General features: G+C 75.2%; 12 protein-coding genes and 1 riboswitch. Of the genes, 4 read left to right on the top strand and 8 right to left on the bottom strand.

Translation table 11 applies throughout. The annotated features are described in order from the left end of the window. Positions 1 to 74 precede the first annotated feature (74 nt). Positions 75 to 1,310 carry a GNAT family N-acetyltransferase gene (locus tag ACIPW5_RS37715; protein WP_401255344.1) on the top strand — a complete coding sequence of 412 codons (1,236 nt, stop codon included), beginning with the start codon at positions 75 to 77 and terminating at the stop codon, positions 1,308 to 1,310. A 25-nt stretch (positions 1,311 to 1,335) separates the two neighbouring features. On the opposite strand, the gene ACIPW5_RS37720 is transcribed toward ACIPW5_RS37715, so the two are convergent. Together ACIPW5_RS37720 and cobN are read right to left on the bottom strand one after the other, a co-directional pair. Next, positions 1,336 to 3,555, bottom strand: coding sequence for a germacradienol/geosmin synthase (locus ACIPW5_RS37720; protein ID WP_401255346.1), 2,220 nt, complete (start codon positions 3,553 to 3,555; stop codon positions 1,336 to 1,338). Positions 3,556 to 3,761: 206 nt separating this feature from the next. Then, positions 3,762 to 7,382 carry a cobaltochelatase subunit CobN gene (gene cobN / locus ACIPW5_RS37725; protein WP_401255349.1) on the bottom strand — a complete coding sequence of 1,207 codons (3,621 nt, stop codon included), beginning with the start codon at positions 7,380 to 7,382 and terminating at the stop codon, positions 3,762 to 3,764. Positions 7,383 to 7,414: 32 nt separating this feature from the next. After that, a riboswitch (cobalamin riboswitch) is annotated at positions 7,415 to 7,572 on the bottom strand. A 581-nt stretch (positions 7,573 to 8,153) separates the two neighbouring features. On the opposite strand from cobN, the gene ACIPW5_RS37730 reads away from it, so the two are divergent. Genes ACIPW5_RS37730 through ACIPW5_RS37740 form a run of 3 tightly spaced genes read left to right on the top strand, consistent with a single transcriptional unit; the run spans position 8,154 to position 11,588 of the window. Next, complete coding sequence (locus tag ACIPW5_RS37730) at positions 8,154 to 9,428, top strand: cobalamin biosynthesis protein CobG (protein WP_401255377.1); 1,275 nt, start codon at positions 8,154 to 8,156, stop codon at positions 9,426 to 9,428. A 4-nt stretch (positions 9,429 to 9,432) separates the two neighbouring features. Further along, a complete protein-coding gene (locus tag ACIPW5_RS37735) occupies positions 9,433 to 10,080 on the top strand; it encodes a precorrin-8X methylmutase (protein WP_401255352.1) in 648 nt (215 codons plus the stop codon). After that, positions 10,077 to 11,588 (top strand): precorrin-2 C(20)-methyltransferase, encoded by a 1,512-nt coding sequence (locus tag ACIPW5_RS37740; protein ID WP_401255355.1) that lies wholly within the window; start codon positions 10,077 to 10,079, stop codon positions 11,586 to 11,588. Before ACIPW5_RS37735 ends, ACIPW5_RS37740 begins: the two co-directional genes overlap by 4 nt. A 63-nt stretch (positions 11,589 to 11,651) precedes the next feature. Here ACIPW5_RS37740 and ACIPW5_RS37745 read toward each other — a convergent pair whose 3' ends face one another. From ACIPW5_RS37745 to ACIPW5_RS37770, 6 genes are all read right to left on the bottom strand, one after another. Beyond that, the gene (locus ACIPW5_RS37745; protein WP_401255358.1) at positions 11,652 to 12,005 is read right to left on the bottom strand and encodes a hypothetical protein; all 354 of its coding nucleotides are present in this window, start codon (positions 12,003 to 12,005) and stop codon (positions 11,652 to 11,654) included. A 271-nt stretch (positions 12,006 to 12,276) separates the two neighbouring features. Next, positions 12,277 to 12,789 (bottom strand): hypothetical protein, encoded by a 513-nt coding sequence (locus ACIPW5_RS37750; protein WP_401255361.1) that lies wholly within the window; start codon positions 12,787 to 12,789, stop codon positions 12,277 to 12,279. Positions 12,790 to 12,853: 64 nt separating this feature from the next. After that, positions 12,854 to 13,624, bottom strand: a complete 771-nt coding sequence (locus ACIPW5_RS37755; protein ID WP_401255364.1) for a cobalt-precorrin-6A reductase — start codon at positions 13,622 to 13,624, stop codon at positions 12,854 to 12,856. Then, positions 13,614 to 14,363 carry a precorrin-4 C(11)-methyltransferase gene (gene cobM, locus ACIPW5_RS37760; protein ID WP_401255367.1) on the bottom strand — a complete coding sequence of 250 codons (750 nt, stop codon included), beginning with the start codon at positions 14,361 to 14,363 and terminating at the stop codon, positions 13,614 to 13,616. The genes ACIPW5_RS37755 and cobM overlap by 11 nt, the downstream gene beginning before the upstream one ends. Next, complete coding sequence (gene cbiE, locus ACIPW5_RS37765) at positions 14,360 to 15,664, bottom strand: precorrin-6y C5,15-methyltransferase (decarboxylating) subunit CbiE (protein ID WP_401255369.1); 1,305 nt, start codon at positions 15,662 to 15,664, stop codon at positions 14,360 to 14,362. The genes cobM and cbiE overlap by 4 nt, the downstream gene beginning before the upstream one ends. Next, positions 15,661 to 16,881, bottom strand: coding sequence for an MFS transporter (locus ACIPW5_RS37770; RefSeq protein ID WP_401255372.1), 1,221 nt, complete (start codon positions 16,879 to 16,881; stop codon positions 15,661 to 15,663). The genes cbiE and ACIPW5_RS37770 overlap by 4 nt, the downstream gene beginning before the upstream one ends. Positions 16,882 to 17,086: the final 205 nt, after the last annotated feature.

Here is a 17,086-nt window from a genome sequence, read left to right on the forward strand (position 1 = left end):
ACGGGACCGGCCGTACGGGCAGATCCGGCCAATATGGTGTGACCAGTCCGCGATGACCGATTAGTCTCCGGATCATGGTGGACATCCGCGAGGTACCCGAAGCCGACATCGACCGCGCTCAGGAGCTCGCCTACCTGGTCTTCCACGACCGCCCGGAACCGGAGACCCGCGAACGGCACCACTCCCTGCTCACCCGCTGCGCCCGCCTCGGCGCCTACGAGGGCGACGCACTGGTCGGCTTCATGGCCGCCCACCCCTTCCGGATCTCCGTCCCGGGCGGCACCGACCTCGACGGCCCCGGCCTCACCTTCGTCTCCGTCGCCCCCACCCACCGCCGCCGGGGCGTCCTGACCGCCCTCATGGACGAACAGCTGCGCCGCGCCGGCGCCGAAGGCCGCCCCCTCGTCGTCCTGTGGGCCTCCGAAGCCGCCATCTACGGCCGCTTCGGCTACGGCCCCGCCACCCAGGGCGCCACCATCGAGATCGACTCCTCCCGGCCGCTCGCCCTGCGCATCGACCCCGACCCGCGCCCGCTGCGGCTGGTCGGCCCCGAAGAGGTCCCCACCGTCATCGCCCCCTTCCACGAGGCCGCCCGCCGCACCCGGGCCGGCCGGCCCGGCCGGAGCGCCGAGCGCTGGGCCGAGGAATGGCTCTGCGAACAGGACGAGGAGGACGAGGAGCTCGGCCCGCCCCGGATCATCGCCCTCGGCGAACCGGGCGAACCGGTGGCCGGCTACGTCCTCTACCGCACCAAGCACGAGGACGACGGGGCGCCCGCCCGCAGCCCCGGCCTCGTCCGCGTCGACGAACTGGAGGCCGAGACCCCGGCGGTGGCCGCCGCGCTGTGGCAGTGCCTGGCCTCCCTCGACCTGACCGGCAAGGTCTCCGCGTGGGGCCGCCCCCTGGACGACCCGCTGCTGCACTTCGCCGCCGACCGGGACCAGGTCAGGATCACCGCCCAGTACCCGGGGCTGTGGCTGCGCCTCGTCGACGTGCGGGCGGCGCTGACCGGCCGGGCGTGGGCCGCGCCCGTGGAACTCGTACTCGACCTGACCGACGTACGGCTGCCCGCGAACGCCGGACGGTTCCGGCTCAAGGCCGGGCAGGGCGGGGCGACGTACGAGACCTCCCGCGCCGAACCCGACCTGTCCCTGGACGTGCGCGAGCTGGCCGCCTGCTACCTGGGCGGGACCCGGGCCGAGGAACTCGTCGCCGCAGGACTGGTGGCCGAGCACACCCCCGGCGCGGCGGCCGCCCTGGACGCCGCCCTGCGCACCGGCCTGCTGCCGCACACTTCTGACGAGTTCTGACCCGGCCCGCGGGCGGGCGGCCCGGTCAGGCCGGCCGCCCGATCCGCACCGCCGACCTCCCGAAGCCGCTGCTCAGGACGGCCGCGGCGAGGGAGTCGGCGGGCCGGTGCAGGTTCTCGTCGCGGTAGCGGCCCGTCATCCGGTGCCAGTGCAGGACCCCGGTGAGCCAGTCCTGGAGCTCGCCGACGTACGCGTCGACCGCGGCCCGGGCCCCGGCGTCCAGCCGCCGGTCCTCGTACAGCACGGGCAGCTGGTCCGCGGCGACGTGCCGGAACTCCTCCAGCCGCTGCTCCAGGAGGGAGTGGCAGATGTGCAGGGCCTCGGGGTAGCCGATGTCGAAGAAGGTCCGGGTGACCAGGACGTGGTTGTGCAGCTCGCCCTCGAACTCCACCTCCTTGCGGTACGAGAAGAGGTCGTTGACGAGGCAGCCGACGTCGGCCGCCGCGTTCTCCAGCGCACGGACGGTGCCCGACCGGTACACCTCGTCGGGGATGCCGCGCCCCTCCTGCCCCAGCCGGCACATGTACATGGTCATCCGGGAGCCGAAGGTGAGGCGGCGCATCTCGGCGTAGTCCACCGGGTCCGGGACCCGGCGGTGGAACTGGTTCTCCACCTCCCACACCCAGCTCTCCAGCATCTCCGCCATCGTCGCCCGGAACTCGGCGCGGCCGGCCTCCGTCATGCCGGCGACGGTGCGGGCCCAGAGCTCGGCGAGGGAGCTCTCCAGCACGGTCAGCGGCGCCGGCACGGTTTCGCCGGCCTCCACCGGCATCATCGCGATCAGCCGCCGGGTGGCCGCCTTCGCGCCGGCGATGTCGCCGGACTGCCCGAACACCACCGGGTAGTAGTCGTCCGCGTAGGTCCCCCAGGTCAGCCAGCACGCGTTCAGCAGCAGCTCCTGCGCCGTCGCGTCGGGGTCGATGCCGGCCGAGCAGAGCGCGAAGTCGTAGCCGCGCAGCTTGCGTTCGTCCCAGATCGCCGATCCCGGGTCCCCGGGCTGCGGGTCCAGCAGCCCCATCCGGCGTGACCACCGCACCGACTCCTCGCGGGCGTGGTCCAGGTGCGGGCTCAGGCGCAGCTCGTAGGGCATGCGGATGTCGGGGACCACGCAGGGGCCGGTCGGCTGGTGGGGGGCGTGGGAGAAGGAGCGGCGGCGCAGCTCCATCGAGCGGCGGGTGAAGGCCGATCCCAGGTCGAAAGCGCTGGTGCCGAGCCCGGAGGGGAGGAAGGGCAGGGTCAGCCGTCCGGTGGGCCGGGCGCCCTCGTTCATGTAGCGGCCGGAGGCCATGTGCCATTCGTGGCCGCCCGACTGCCAGTCCTGCAGGCCCTTGGCGTAGGCGAGCACGGCCGCGGTCTCGGCGGGGGTGAGGGCGTGTTCGGCGAAGAGGCGGGGGAGTTCGGTGAGGGCGGTCTGCTCGAACTGCTGGAGGCGGGAGGTCAGCAGGTCGTTGGAGACCTCGGCGGCCTGCTGGGTGGTGCAGCCGAGGAAGGTCTCCAACACGAGGACCGCGTTGGAGAGTTCGCCCTCGTCCTGCACCTCGCGCTGGTAGGAGAAGATGTCGTTCCTGATGTGCACGGCGTCGGAGAACGCGTCGCGCAGGACGCCCAGCGGCCGCGAGTGCGCCACCCGCGCCGGCACCTCGGCGGCCACGTACTCGACCAGCCCGGCCGACCAGGGCGCGCCGCCGACCTTGCGGCGCATCTCGATGTACTCGAGGGGGTTCGCGATCCGCCCGATGCCGATGTTGGCGAGCTCCCACATGGATTCGTCGAGCAGGTTCTTCGTGGAGAGGGCGAACCGCTCCCGCCAGTCGGCGGACATGGCCGGGACGGTCCGCGCCCACAGGTCGGCGAGTCCGGCCTCGACGGGGTTGGTGGCCTCGGGGAAACCTTCCGCCAGGTCCATCGGCATGAAGGCGGGCAGCCGGTCGAGGTAGGCCCTGGCCCCGGCCCGGTCCCGGGAGCGCTTGAACGTCTCCAGGAAGTGGTCGTCGAAGAAGAACACCCACACGTACCAGTCGGTGACCAGGGACAGCGCGTCGCCGTCGCAGTCGGGGTGCGTGTACGAGCACAGCAGCGCGTAGTCGTGCGCGTCGAGGTCCGACTCCTCCCAGACCCCGGACCCCTCCAGCATCCCGAAGGCCCGCGCCCACTCCTTGCTGTGGGCCCGCGCCTCCTCCAGGCGGGGGTTGAGGCGCGCCGGGTACGGCACGTAGAACTCCGGCAGTCGGAACGGCTGCGTCACTGCGGGGCCGGCCTTTCGTCGAAGGGCGCGGGGGCAGGCGTTTCCGGCCCCCCGCACGAGATCAGCACCGCCCCGCCCCCGGCGTCGCCCGGACGGGGAGAGTTCACCGGTTCAGGTGACGGCCGCGACGCCGACGGCCCGGCCCCCGCACCCCTCCGACGAGGGGTGCGGGGGCCGGGCCGTCCGGTGTGCCGGGGGAGGGCCGGTTACTCGGCCTCGCCCTCCAGGTTGCCCTCCGTGTCCAGGTAGACCTGGCGCAGGGATTCGAGGACCTGCGGGTCCGGCTTCTCCCACATGCCGCGGGACTCCGCCTCCAGGAGGCGTTCCGCGATGCCGTGGAGGGCCCAGGGGTTGGCCTCCTCCAGGAAGGCGCGGTTCGTCGGGTCGAGGACGTACGTCTCGGTGAGCTTGTCGTACATCCAGTCCGCGACGACTCCGGTGGTGGCGTCGTAGCCGAAGAGGTAGTCGACCGTCGCGGCGAGCTCGAAGGCGCCCTTGTAGCCGTGGCGGCGCATCGCCTCGATCCACTTGGGGTTGACCACGCGGGCGCGGAAGACGCGGGAGGTCTCCTCGACCAGGGTGCGGGTCTTGACCGTCTCCGGGCGGGTGGAGTCGCCGATGTACGCCTCGGGGGCGGTGCCGCGCAGGGCGCGGACGGTGGCCACCATGCCGCCGTGGTACTGGAAGTAGTCGTCGGAGTCGGCGATGTCGTGCTCGCGCGTGTCCGTGTTCTTCGCGGCGACGGTGATGCGCTTGTACGCCGTCTCCATCTCGGTGCGGGCCGGTCGGCCCTCCAGACCGCGGCCGTACGCGTAGCCGCCCCAGACCGTGTAGACCTCCGCGAGGTCGGCGTCCGTGCGCCAGTCGCGGGAGTCGATCAGCTGGAGGATGCCCGCGCCGTACGTGCCCGGGCGCGAGCCGAAGATGCGGGTGGTGGCCTTGCGCTCGTCGCCGTGCGCGGCCAGGTCCGCCTGGGCGTGGGCCCGGACGAAGTTCGACTCCGCCGGCTCGTCCAGGGAGGCCGCCAGCCGGACCGCGTCGTCCAGGAGGCCGATGACGTGCGGGAACGCGTCGCGGAAGAAGCCCGAGATGCGCAGGGTCACGTCGATGCGGGGTCGGCCGAGCTCGGACAGCGGGATCGCCTCGACGCCCGTGACGCGGCGCGAGGCCTCGTCCCAGACCGGGCGGACGCCCAGCAGGGCGAGGGCCTCCGCGACGTCGTCGCCGGCCGTGCGCATCGCGCTCGTGCCCCACAGGGACAGGCCCACGGAGGCCGGCCACTCGTCGTCGTGGTCGGCGCGGTAGCGGGCGAGGAGCGAGTCCGCGAGGGCCTGGCCCGTCTCCCAGGCCAGCCGGGAGGGCACGGCCTTCGGGTCGACCGAGTAGAAGTTGCGGCCCGTCGGGAGGACGTTGACCAGGCCGCGCAGCGGGGAGCCCGACGGGCCGGCCGGGACGAAGCCGCCGTCCAGGGCCCGGACCACGTGGGCGATCTCGTCCGTGGTGCCGGCCAGGCGCGGGACCACCTCGTGCGCCGCGAAGGACAGGATGTCGGAGACCGCCTGCGGGTGGCCCGCCGAGACCGCGGCGACCGCCGCCGGGTCCCACTCCGCGTCCTCCATCGCCTGGACCAGCGACCGGGCCGTCTCCTCGACGGTGTCCGCCGCCGTGCGCGTCGCCGCCGACTCGTCGAGGCCGAGGGCCTCGCGCAGGCCGGGCAGGGCGGAGGTGCCGCCCCAGATCTGGCGGGCGCGCAGGATGGACAGGACCAGGTTGACCCGGCCCTCACCGGTCGGGGCGCCGCCGAGGACGTGCAGGCCGTCGCGGATCTGGGCGTCCTTGACCTCGCACAGCCAGCCGTCGACGTGCAGCAGGAAGTCGTCGAAGCCGTCGTCGTCCGGGCGCTCTTCGAGACCCAGGTCGTGGTCCAGCTTCGCCGCCTGGATCAGCGTCCAGATCTGGGCGCGGATCGCCGGCAGCTTCGACGGGTCCATGGAGCTGATCTGGGCGTACTCGTCCAGGTGCTGCTCCAGGCGCGCGATGTCGCCGTACGACTCCGCGCGGGCCATCGGCGGCACCAGGTGGTCGACCAGGGTGGCGTGCACGCGCCGCTTGGCCTGCGTGCCCTCGCCCGGGTCGTTCACCAGGAAGGGGTAGACGAGGGGGAGGTCGCCGAGTGCGGCGTCGGGCGCGCAGGACGCGGAGAGGCCCGCGTTCTTGCCCGGCAGCCACTCCAGGTTGCCGTGCTTGCCGAGGTGGATCATCGCGTCGGCGCCGAAACCGCCGTCCTCGGCCGCCGCCTGGATCCAGCGGTACGCCGCCAGGTAGTGGTGCGAGGGCGGCAGATCCGGGTCGTGGTAGATCGCGATCGGGTTCTCGCCGAAGCCGCGCGGCGGCTGGATCAGGATGAGCAGGTTCCCGCGGCGCAGGGCCGCGAGGACGATGTCGCCCTCCGGGTTCGAGGAGCGGTCCACGAACATGTTGCCGGGGGCCTCGCCCCAGTGCTCCTCGACGCTCTCGCGCAGGTCGGCGGGCAGCTCGGCGAACCAGCGCCGGTAGTCGGCGGCCGGGATGCGGACCGGGTTGCGGGCCAGCTGCTCCTCGGTCAGCCAGTCCTGGTCGTGGCCGCCGGCCTCGATCAGGGCGCGGATCAGCTCGTCGCCGTCGCCGGAGACCAGACCGGGGATCTCCGTCACGGGGCCGAAGTCGTAGCCGTGCGCGATGAGCGTGCGCAGCAGCTCGACGGCGCTGGCCGGGGTGTCCAGGCCGACCGCGTTGCCGATGCGGGAGTGCTTGGTCGGGTACGCGGAGAGGACCAGGGCGATCTTCTTGTCGGCGCGCTCGATGTGCCGCAGCCGGGCGTGGCGCACCGCGATGCCGGCGACGCGGGCGGCGCGCTCGGTGTCGGCCACGTACGCGGGCAGGCCGTCCTCATCGATCTCCTTGAAGGAGAACGGGACGGTGATCAGGCGGCCGTCGAACTCGGGGACGGCGACCTGGGTGGCGGCGTCGAGCGGGGACAGGCCCTCGTCGTTCTCCTCCCAGGTGCCGCGCGAACCCGTCAGGCACAGGGCCTGGAGGATCGGCACGCCCAGCCCGGCCAGCGCGCCCGCGTCCCAGGACTCGTCGTCCCCGCCCGCGGAGGCGGTGGCGGGACGGGTGCCGCCGGCGGCGAGCACCGTGGTGACGATCGCGTCGGCGGTGGCCAGGGCCTCCAGCAGCTCCGGCTCGGGGGAGCGCAGGGAGGAGACGTAGAGGGGGAGCGGCTGCCCGCCCTTGGCCTCGACGGCGTTGCAGAGGGCATGCACGAAGGCGGTGTTGCCGCTCATCTGGTGCGCGCGGTAGTAGAGCACCGCGACCCGGGGGCCGGAGCCCTGCGCGGGGGTGCGCTCCAGGTGGCCCCAGGTGGGGGAGGCGGCGGCGGGCTCGAAGCCGTGGCCGGTGAGCAGGACGGTGTCCGAGAGGAAGCGGGCCAGCTGCTCCAGGTTGGCCGGGCCGCCGTGCGCGAGGTAGCGGTGCGCCTCGGCGGCGATGCCGATCGGGACCGTGGAGGCCTCCATCAGCTGCGCGTCGGGAGCCTGTTCGCCGGTCAGCACGACCACGGGGCGGGTCTGCCCGGCGGCGAGGAGCACGTCGAGGCCCTCCTGCCAGGCGCGGAGACCGCCGAGGAGGCGTACGACGACCAGTCCGACACCGTCGAGCAGGCCGGGCAGGTCGTCGAGGGGGAGGCGGGAGGGGTTCGCGAACCGGTACGGCACGGGGCCGCCGGCGACGTTCGCGGCGCGGGCGCTGAGCAGATCGGTGTCGGACGTCGACAGCAGCAGGATCATGCGGCGGCAGGCCTTCCTCGGGGTTTCCGCGCCCCGGGCAGTGAGGACGGCGGGAGTTCCTGACTCACCCGGCCGATCGCTCCGCGGGGTTCACAGTGGCGGGACCGCGCCGGAATCGCACCGGGCTTCCTCCCATGTCGCCGTCCTCGGCGATGACGGGCCGAGCGGCCCGTCGGAAGGTCATCTTAGGCGGCCTTTTCCCTGGCCGGGAGTGGGGGTGGGGTGCCTTGCCCGGGCCCGGGGGGTGGGCCGGGGGCGCCGGGGGCGGGTGGGGGCGGTGGGGTGCCGGTGCCGGTGCCGGTGCCGGCGGGTGCGGGTGCGGGGTGGGGGTCGCTGCGCGGGCTGCTCCCCGCCCCGCCCTTCGCCCGTTCCCCGGGGCTGCGCCCCGGACCCGCCTTGGGGCTGCGCCCCGGACCCGCCCCGCGGTTGTGCGCTGGGCCTGTGCCGGACCCGCCCCTGGGCTGCGCCGCCCCAGGCCTGAGCCGGGCCTGCGGCCCGGACACGCCTTGGGGCTGCGCCCCGGACGCGCCCCGCGGTTGTGCGCTGGGCCCGCCCCGGGGTTTGCCCCGGGCCTGCCCCGGGCCCGCCCCGGGTTGTGTCCCAGCCTGAGCCGGGCCTGAGCCGGGCCTGCGGCCCGGGCCCGGCTTGGGGCTGTGCCCCTCGGTGCTGTGGCCTGGAGTCGGGGGCCGGTGTTGGGGCTGGGGGTGTGGTGGGGTGGAGGTGCTGGTCGGGGTGGCGACGGACACAGGTCGGGGGTGGGGAATCGTGGGTATGCTCGCGGCCATGCCGCCCCAGCCACCTTCCGCCGCATCGCGGGACGAACCCGTCATACGCGACCGCGGCGACGCCTGCCCCGGCGCGCTGCGGCTGCACGCCGCCGATGACGGGTACCTGGCGCGCGTCCGGATCCCCGGCGGGCTGCTCACCGCTGCGCAGGCCGCCGTGCTCGGCGACGCCGCGGACCGGTTCGGGGACGGGCACCTGGAACTCACCTCGCGCGGCAACGTCCAGCTGCGCGGTCTCGCCGACGGCTGCGGCGCCGGGCTCGCGGAGCTGCTCGACGGTGCCGGGCTGCTGCCCGCGCCCGGCCACGAGCGGGTCCGCAACATCGTGGCCACCCCGCTGGGCGGGCCCCGCCTCGCGGACCGGGTCCGGGAGCTGGACCGGCTGCTCTGCGCGAGCACCCGGGCGACGGGCCTGTCCGGGCGGTTCCTCTTCGCCCTCGACGACGGCCGCGGGGACGTCGCCGCCCTCGACCCCGACGTGACCGTGTTCGGCGACGGCGACGGCCACCGGGCCGTGGTGCGGCTCGGAGCCGCCGTCGATGCCGTCGAGGTGGCCGCCGGCGACGCGGCCCGGGCGGCGCTGCTGGCCGCCGAGTACTTCCTCGACGCCGCCGACGCCGCCGGGACCCGGCCCTGGCGGGTCGCCGAGCTGCCCGCCGGACAGGCCCTGGACGGCGGGGAGTTCGCCCGCCGGCTGGCCGCCGCCGGCATCGGCGCCGTCCGCCTGCCCGAGGCGGCGCGGCCGTACGCGCCGCCGCCCCGGCCCGGGGTGCACGGCGACGCCCTGTGCGTCCTGCCCCCGCTCGGCCGTCCGGACTCCGCCCAGTGGCGGCTGCTGGCCGAGGTCGCCGACACCGCCGGCGGCGAGCTGCGCGTCACCCCGTGGCGCAGCGTCGTCCTGCCCGGCCCCGACCCCGGCGACGGGCGCGCCCTGCTCGCCGCGGCGGGCCTGGTGACCGGGCCCGACAGCCCCTGGCTGTCCGTCACCGCCTGTACGGGAAGGCCCGGTTGCGCCAAGTCCCTCGCGGACGTGCGCGCCGACGCGCGTGCCGTCGTACGGGAAGGGCGGACGGACGCCGCCGCGCTGCCCGTGCACTGGTCCGGCTGCGCCCGCCGCTGCGGACACCCGCGCGGCACCGCCTGGGCGGACCTGGTCGCCACCCCCGACGGGTACGAACTCGACGGCCGGCCCACGCCGTTCGCAGACCTGGCGGCCGCCCTCACGGCCGCACGCACCACCACAACACCCGCATCGCAGTGAAGAAATGAGCGAGTACACCGTGTTCGAGTACGAGAAGGACGGCGCCGCGATCTACCGCCAGTCCTTTGCCACGATCCGCGCCGAGGCGGACCTCTCCGGGCTGCCCGCCTCGGTCGCCCAGGTCGCGGTGCGCATGATTCACGCCTGTGGCATGACCGACCTCCCCCAGGACCTCGGCTACACCCCCGACGTCGTCCTGCGGGCCCGTGCCGCCCTGCACGCCGGCGCTCCGATCCTGTGCGACGTGCAGATGGTCGCCAGCGGCGTCACCCGCAAGCGGCTGCCCGCCGACAACGAGGTGGTCTGCACCCTCTCCGACCCGGCCGTGCCCGCCCTCGCCGCGAAGATGGGCACCACGCGCAGCGCCGCCGCGCTCGAAGTCTGGCGCGACCGGGGCCTGCTGGAGAACTCGGTGATCGCCGTCGGCAACGCGCCGACCGCCCTGTTCCGGCTGCTGGAGATGATCGAGGAGGGCGCCCCGCGCCCCGCCGCCGTCATCGGCGTACCCGTGGGCTTCATCGGCGCCGCCGAGTCCAAGGACGCCCTCGCCGCCCACCCCTCGGGCCTCGACCACCTGATCGTGCGGGGCCGGCGCGGCGGCAGCGCCATCGCGGCCGCCGCGATCAACGCGATCGCGAGCGAGGAAGAATGAGCGACCGTCAGGAGAACGCTCCCGTGAAGGGCAAGCTCTACGGCGTCGGCCTCGGGCCCGGTGATCCCTCCCTGATGACCCTGCGGGCCGTCGAGGTGATCGCCGAGGCGGACGTCGTCGCCTACCACAGCGCCCGTCACGGCCGTTCCATCGCCCGCTCGATCGCCGCGAAGCACCTGCGCTCCGACCACGTCGAGGAACCGCTGGTCTATCCGGTGACCACCGAGACCACCGACCACCCCGGCGGCTACCAGGGTGCGATGGAGGAGTTCTACGAGGCCTCCGCCGCCCGCCTGGCCGCGCACCTGGACGCCGGCCGCACGGTCGCCGTGCTCGCGGAGGGCGACCCGCTCTTCTACGGCTCGTACATGCACATGCACAAGCGGCTCGCGGACCGGTACGAGGCCGAGGTGATCCCCGGCGTCACCTCCGTGAGCGCCGCCGCCGCCCGGCTCGGCACCCCGCTCGTGGAGGGCGAGGAGGTGCTGACGATCCTGCCCGGCACCCTGCCGGAGGAGGAGCTCACCGCACGCCTCGCCGCCACCGACTCGGCGGTCGTGATGAAGCTCGGCCGCACCTTCCCGGCCGTCCGGCGGGCGATGGAGGGCAGCGGCCGGCTCGCCGAGGCCCGCTACGTGGAGCGCGCCACGATGGAGGGCGAGCGGACCGGGGTCCTGGCGGACACCGACCCGGACAGCGTCCCGTACTTCGCCGTCGCCGTCGTGCCCAGCCGGATCGGCAACCCGGGCAGCGTGCCCTCCGGCCCCGGCGAGGTCGCCGTCGTCGGCACCGGCCCCGCCGGGCCGCTGTGGCTGACCCCGGAGACCAGGCGGGCGCTGGCCGACGCGGAGGTGCTCGTCGGCTACACCACCTACCTGGACCGGGTGCCGGTCAAGCCGGGCCAGGTCCGGCACGGCTCCGACAACAAGGTGGAGTCCGAGCGCGCCGAGTTCGCCCTCGACCTCGCCCGGCGCGGCAAGCGGGTGGCCGTGGTCTCCGGCGGCGACCCCGGGGTGTTCGCCATGGCCACCGCCGTCCTGGAGGTGGCCGGGCAGGCCCCCTACGAGGACGTCCCCGTACGGGTGCTGCCGGGCGTGACCGCCGCCAACGCGGCGGCCGCGGCGGCCGGGGCCCCGCTGGGCCACGACTACGCCACCATCTCCCTCTCCGACCGGCTCAAGCCGTGGGAGGTGGTCGCGGAGCGGCTGCGCGCGGCCGCCGGCGCCGACCTGGTGCTCGCCCTGTACAACCCGGGCTCGCGCAGCCGGACCTGGCAGGTCGCCAAGGCGCGGGAGCTGCTGCTGGAGCTCCGGGCGCCGCAGACCCCGGTGGTCGTGGCCCGGGACGTGGGCGGCCCGGAGCAGTCGGTGCGGGTGCTGACGCTGGCCGAACTGGACCCGTCCGAGGTGGACATGCGGACGATCCTGCTGGTCGGCTCCTCGCAGACCCGGATCACGCAGCGGCCCGACGGGTCGCGGGTGACGTGGACGCCGCGCCGCTACCCGTGAGCGGCCGGACACGGGTGCGGCCCCGGGGGAGAGTCCCGGGGCCGCACACCGGCGGGGCCTGCGTCAGCAGTTGTCGTACTCGACGTTGAAGCTGACGATGGGCGAGCCGGTGGCCAGGCTGAAGTTCTTGACGGCCCCCTTGGGGCCGACGCGCGGGCTGCCGGCGCTGTAGCCCGCCGCCGTCTTGAAGCGGATCCACGGGCAGCGGCCGTCGGCCTTGTCGTCCTGGATCCAGCCCGAGACGCTGGACCCGCTCCCGGAGTCGCAGACATTGGCCCAGCCGTGGCCCTCGGCCCGGCTGACGTTGGCGCTCCAGCAGCCGGTGGCACCGCTCGTGTCGGCACTGGCGGCCGGAACGGCCAACGCGGACGCCGCGATGACGGACGTCGCGACAACTGCAAACGCGCGCTTGTTCATGTGCTCCCTCTCGTGTGCTGTGCGGGACACCGGGCAGGACGGCGGAACCCGTCGCCGGGTCGTCGGAAGACGGCCGCGACGGCGCGGTTCGGCGTGCCGGGTGCGGGTACAGGGGCAGAACCTACGGCAGCGGGAAGCGCGTGGGTATACGAAGAGGCCCCTGTCCGGATCTCTGTCCGGATCCGGGCCGATCGTTTTCGGAAGCGAAGTCCCGACCGGAAAAACGCCTGGACGGGCCGGTTCCGGCGGGGTGGGGAGAGCCCCGCCGGGCTCAGCCGGAGCAGCCCGCGAGGGCGTCCGCGCAGCCCTCGACGCCCTGCGGGTCGACGGTGAGCAACTGCCACGACAGCACCCCGGCCGGCGGCGAGTCGTCCTGCGGGGTGGGCTCGATGTGAGCGGTGAGCGCCGTACCGGCGGGGAAGTTCAGCCGGGTGACCTCGCCGACCGTGCCGCACGACACGTCGAAGGACCGTTCCCCGGGGCCCTGATCGCGCGACAGCACCAGCTTGACCCGGGGGCTCTCCTCGCTGTCGCAGGCGATGTCGAGCCGGTACGGGCCCTCCCCGGCCGTCTCCAGGGTCTTGTCCATGCCACTGGCGAGGAAGCTCGTCCCCCGCATCGCCACGCGGCCGTTGCCGACCCCTTCGCCCAGGGCCTTGTCGGCCCGCTGGAGGGCGTCGTCGGGCTCCCACATCCGGGGCGTCGCCTCTTGCCCGCCGGTGGCGCACCCGGTGACGAGCGTCGCGGCCGCGAGGACCAGGAGGAAGGAGTGACGTATCCGCATTCCCTCAGCCTAGAGGGTGCGGCGGGGGCCGTGACCCGGCCCGTGTCCGGGCCCCGGCGCGGCCTCAGTCCCGGCGGAGCCAGCCCAGTACGGCCTCCACCGAGGCGGCCCGCGCCACGTGCTCCGGGACCGGCGGCCGGCGTACGACCAGGACCGGGATCCCCGCCTCGCGGGCGGCCGTCAGCTTCGGCGACGTGGCGTCACCGCCGCTGTCCTTGGTGACCAGCACGTCGATCCGGTGCCGGGCCAGCAGCTCCCGCTCGTCGGCCAGCCCGAACGGGCCGCGCGCCAGCAGTACTTCCAGCCGCGGCGGCACCGGCGCAGCGGGCGGATCCACCGAACGCACCAGGAACCAGGTGTCGGTGAGGTGCGCGAAGGCGTGCAGCCCCATCCGGCCCGTGGTCAGGAACGCCCGGTCGCCGAGCGAGGGCAGCACGGCGGCAGCACCGGCGAGGGTGTCCGCGAACGTCCAGTCGTCGCCGGGCCCCGGCGTCCAGCCGGGACGGCGCAGTGCCAGCAGCGGCACCCCCGTCAGCGCCTCCGCCTCCGCCGCGTGGAAGCTCATCCGCTCGGCGAAGGGGTGCGTGGCGTCGACGACGTGCGTGACGCCGTGGCCGGTGATCCAGGCGGCGAGCCCCTCGACGCCGCCGAAGCCGCCGATCCGGGTCTCGCCCGGGGGCAGCACGGGCGCGGCGACCCGGCCCGCGAGCGAGGTCGTCACCCGGTACGGGGTCTCGCGCGCCAGCGCCTCCGCCAGCCGGCGGGCCTCCGTCGTACCGCCCAGGATCAGGACGTGCCGCCGGGCGGCCGGGCTGCCGTCCGCCTCAGCAGACATGCCGGTCGCGCTCGGGCGAGTACAGGTGGCTGTCGCGGAACTGCTCCGCGCCCAGCGTCCGGCCCACGATGATGACGGCGGTGCGGACCAGCCCGGCCGCCTTCACCTGAGCCGCGATGTCGGACAGGGTCCCGCGCAGGACCAGCTCGTCGGGGCGGCTGGCCATCGCCACCACCGCCACCGGGCACTCGGCGCCGTAGTGCGGCAGCAGTTCGTCCACGACCCGGTCGACGTACCGGGTGGCCAGGTGCAGCACCAGCAGCGCACCGCTGCGGCCGAGCGTGGCCAGGTCCTCGCCGGGCGGCATGGGCGTGGCCTGCTGGGCGATCCGGGTCAGGATCACGGTCTGGCCGACGGTGGGGACGGTCAGCTCCCGCTTGAGGGCGGCCGCCGCCGCGGCGAAGGCCGGTACGCCCGGGACCACTTCGTAGGGGATGCCGGCCGCGTCGAGGCGCCGCATCTGCTCGGCGACCGCGCTGAAGATCGACGGGTCGCCCGAGTGCAGGCGCGCCACGTCCAGGCCCGCCTCGTGGGCCCGTACGCACTCGGCGACGATCTCGTCCAGGTTCAGCTGCGAGGTGTCGACCAGCCGGGCGTCCGCCGGGCATTCGGCCAGCAGCTCGCGCGGCACCAGGCTGCCCGCGTAGAGGCAGACGGGGGCGGCGGCCAGGGTCCGGGCACCGCGCACCGTGATCAGGTCGGCGGCGCCGGGGCCCGCACCGATGAAGTACACGGTCATTCTGCTTCTCCTTGCGTCTTCGTGTCCCGGGCCGGTTCCGTGTCCAGGGCGGGCTCCGTGTCCCGGGCCGGCTTCGTGACCGACCACTGGGTGACCGGCATGGCCTGCCGCCAGCCCGTGAAGCCGCCGACCGGCACGGCGTGCGACACGGCCAGCTTCACCAGGTCGCCGCCGTGGCGCCGGTGGCGCTCGCCGAGGACCGCCTCCGATTCCAGGGTGACCGTGTTGACCACCAGCCGGCCTCCGGGTGCCAGCGCCGCCCAGGCCGCGTCCAGCAGCCCCGGCGCGGTCAGCCCGCCGCCGATGAACACCGCGTCGGGGGCCGGGAGTCCCTCCAGGGCGGCCGGGGCCGCGCCGACGACCACGCGCAGGGCGGGGACGCCGAGCGCGGCGGCGTTGCGGGTGATGCGGCCGGCCCGTTCCGGGACCCGTTCGATCGCCACCGCGCGGCAGGACGGGTGCGTGCGCATCCACTCGATGCCGATCGACCCGGAGCCGCCGCCGATGTCCCACAGCAGCTCGCCGGGGGCCGGGGCGAGCGCGCACAGGGTCGCGGCGCGCACGTGGCGCTTGGTGAGCTGGCCGTCGTGCTCGTACGCGGCGTCGGGCAGGCCGGGGGTGGCGCCGAGCCGGGGCACGCCGGCCGCGGGGTCCCGGCGGCACTCGACGGCGACCACGTTGAGCGGATCGCCGGGCTCGTGCGCCCAGTCCTGCGCGGTGCCCTCGTACGCGTCCTCGTGCTCGGAGCCGAGCTGTTCGAGGACCCGCATCCGGCTCGGGCCGAAGCCCCGCTCTCGAAGCAGAGCGGCGATCTCGTCCGGGGTCGCCGCTCCGGCACTGAGCACCAGCACCCGCCGGCCCTCGTGCAGCGCGGCCGCCAGCCGGGCCACCGGCCGGCCGACCACGGTCACCACCTCGGTGTCCTCCACCGGCCAGCCGAGGCGGGCGCACGCGTACGACACGGAGGACGGGTGCGGGTGGACCCGCAGGGCCTCCGGGCCCAGCTCCTCGGACAGCGCGCGGCCGATCCCGTAGAACATGGGGTCCCCGCTGGCCAGCACCGCGATCCGGCGGCCCGCGTGCTCCGCCATCAGCTTCGGCACGGCCGGGCGCAGCGGGCTCGGCCAGGCGACCCGCAGCCCGGCGCAGTCGGCGTGCGGCAGCAGGTCCAGCTGCCGGGGGCCGCCGATCAGCACCTCGGCCGAGGCCAGCGCGGACCGCGCGCCGGCGGTGAGCCCGGCCCAGCCGTCGGCGCCGAGGCCGACGACCGTCACCGGTACGGGGGGTGCTGCGGAGCTCACTGCGCGGTACCTCGGGGAACGGGAGAAGGGGCGTGCGGCGGACGGACCCGCAGCCTATCGGGGCGCAGACCCGGCTCCAGTGCCAGGGTGACCACGACGGACGCGGCCGCCAGCACGGTGATCGCGGCCGCCGGGGAGGTGTACTGGGCCACCGCCCCGGCGAGCGCCGCGCACACCCCCTGGAGGGTGAGCATCCCGGCCGAGTGCAGCCCGAGCGCCTGCCCCTGCGTCCCCTCGGGCAGCAGCGGTACCAGCCGCTCCTGCATCAGCAGCCCGGCCGCGTAGCCGGTGGAGGCGAGGGTGACGGCGGCCGTCGCCACGACCGGACCCGGTTCCAGGGCGAACACCAGGTAGGGGAGCGCGAGCAGCAGCCGCAGCGGAGCCGCCAGGCGCGTGCGCCACCGCTCGGGCAGCCAGCGACCCGCGACGGTGTCCCCGGCGAGCATCCCGGCGGCGGCACAGCCGAACAGCAGCCCGGCGTGCGCGGGGTCGTACGGGACGAACAGCGACTCGCAGCCGACGATGAGCCCGTTCGGCACCCAGAGGGCGAGGTACAGGGTCCGGCGGGCCGGGTCGGACAGCAGCAGGCGGTTGACGCGCCAGGTCTCGGAGGGCGACGGCCTGCCCCCGGCCCGCGGGGCGCGCCGGCGCAGCCCGCAGCGGACCGTGAGCGCGGCCGCCGCCCCGAGCCCGGCCGACACCAGCAGCACCCCGCGCGGGGACAGCGCGCCGAGCAGCAGCCCGCCGGCGCCGAAGCCGGCGACCTGGGTGACCCCGGCGGCGACGGCGAGGAGGGACCGGCCGAGGAGGTAGTCCCCGGGCGGCAGGATCTCGGTGAGCAGGCCGTAGCGGACCCCGCCGGCGAGGGAGTCGGCCAGCCCCTGCCCGAGCAGCACCGCGAACACCGCCCACAGCGGCAGCCCGGGTGCGGCGAGCAGCCCGGTCCCGGCGGCGGCGAGGGCGGCGAGCCCCGCGAGCGCGGCGCGCGGCGGCAGCCGGTCGGCGGCGGCCATCAGCAGGGTCGCGCCGAGCACCTGGGCGAGGGAGGGCCCGAACATGGCGAGGGCGGCCAGCAGGGGGCTGCGGGTCCGCCCGTACACCAGCACCCCGAGGGCGAGCCCGCCGGTGGTGGAGGCGGCGACGCGCAGGGCGGCGGCGAGGAAGAAGGGGGCGAACTCGGGGGTACGGAGGAGGAGGGAGCGGTAGCTGCGCGACATGCGGGGAGTCTGCGACGGGTGGTGGGCGGGGCCCCAGAGTTTCGCGCGGGGGCGAAACGTGGCCGGGTGCCGGTGGGTCGGGTGCGGGTGGTGTGCCGCTGCGCGGGGCGGAGGTCCCCTACCCGCCCTTCGCCCGTTCCCTGGGGGCTCCGCCCCCAGACCCCCGCGCCTCAAACGCCGGCGAGGCTGAATCAGCCCCGCCGGC

The sequence above is a fragment of the Streptomyces sp. NPDC090077 genome, from assembly GCF_044747545.1.
Lineage (GTDB): Bacteria > Actinomycetota > Actinomycetes > Streptomycetales > Streptomycetaceae > Streptomyces.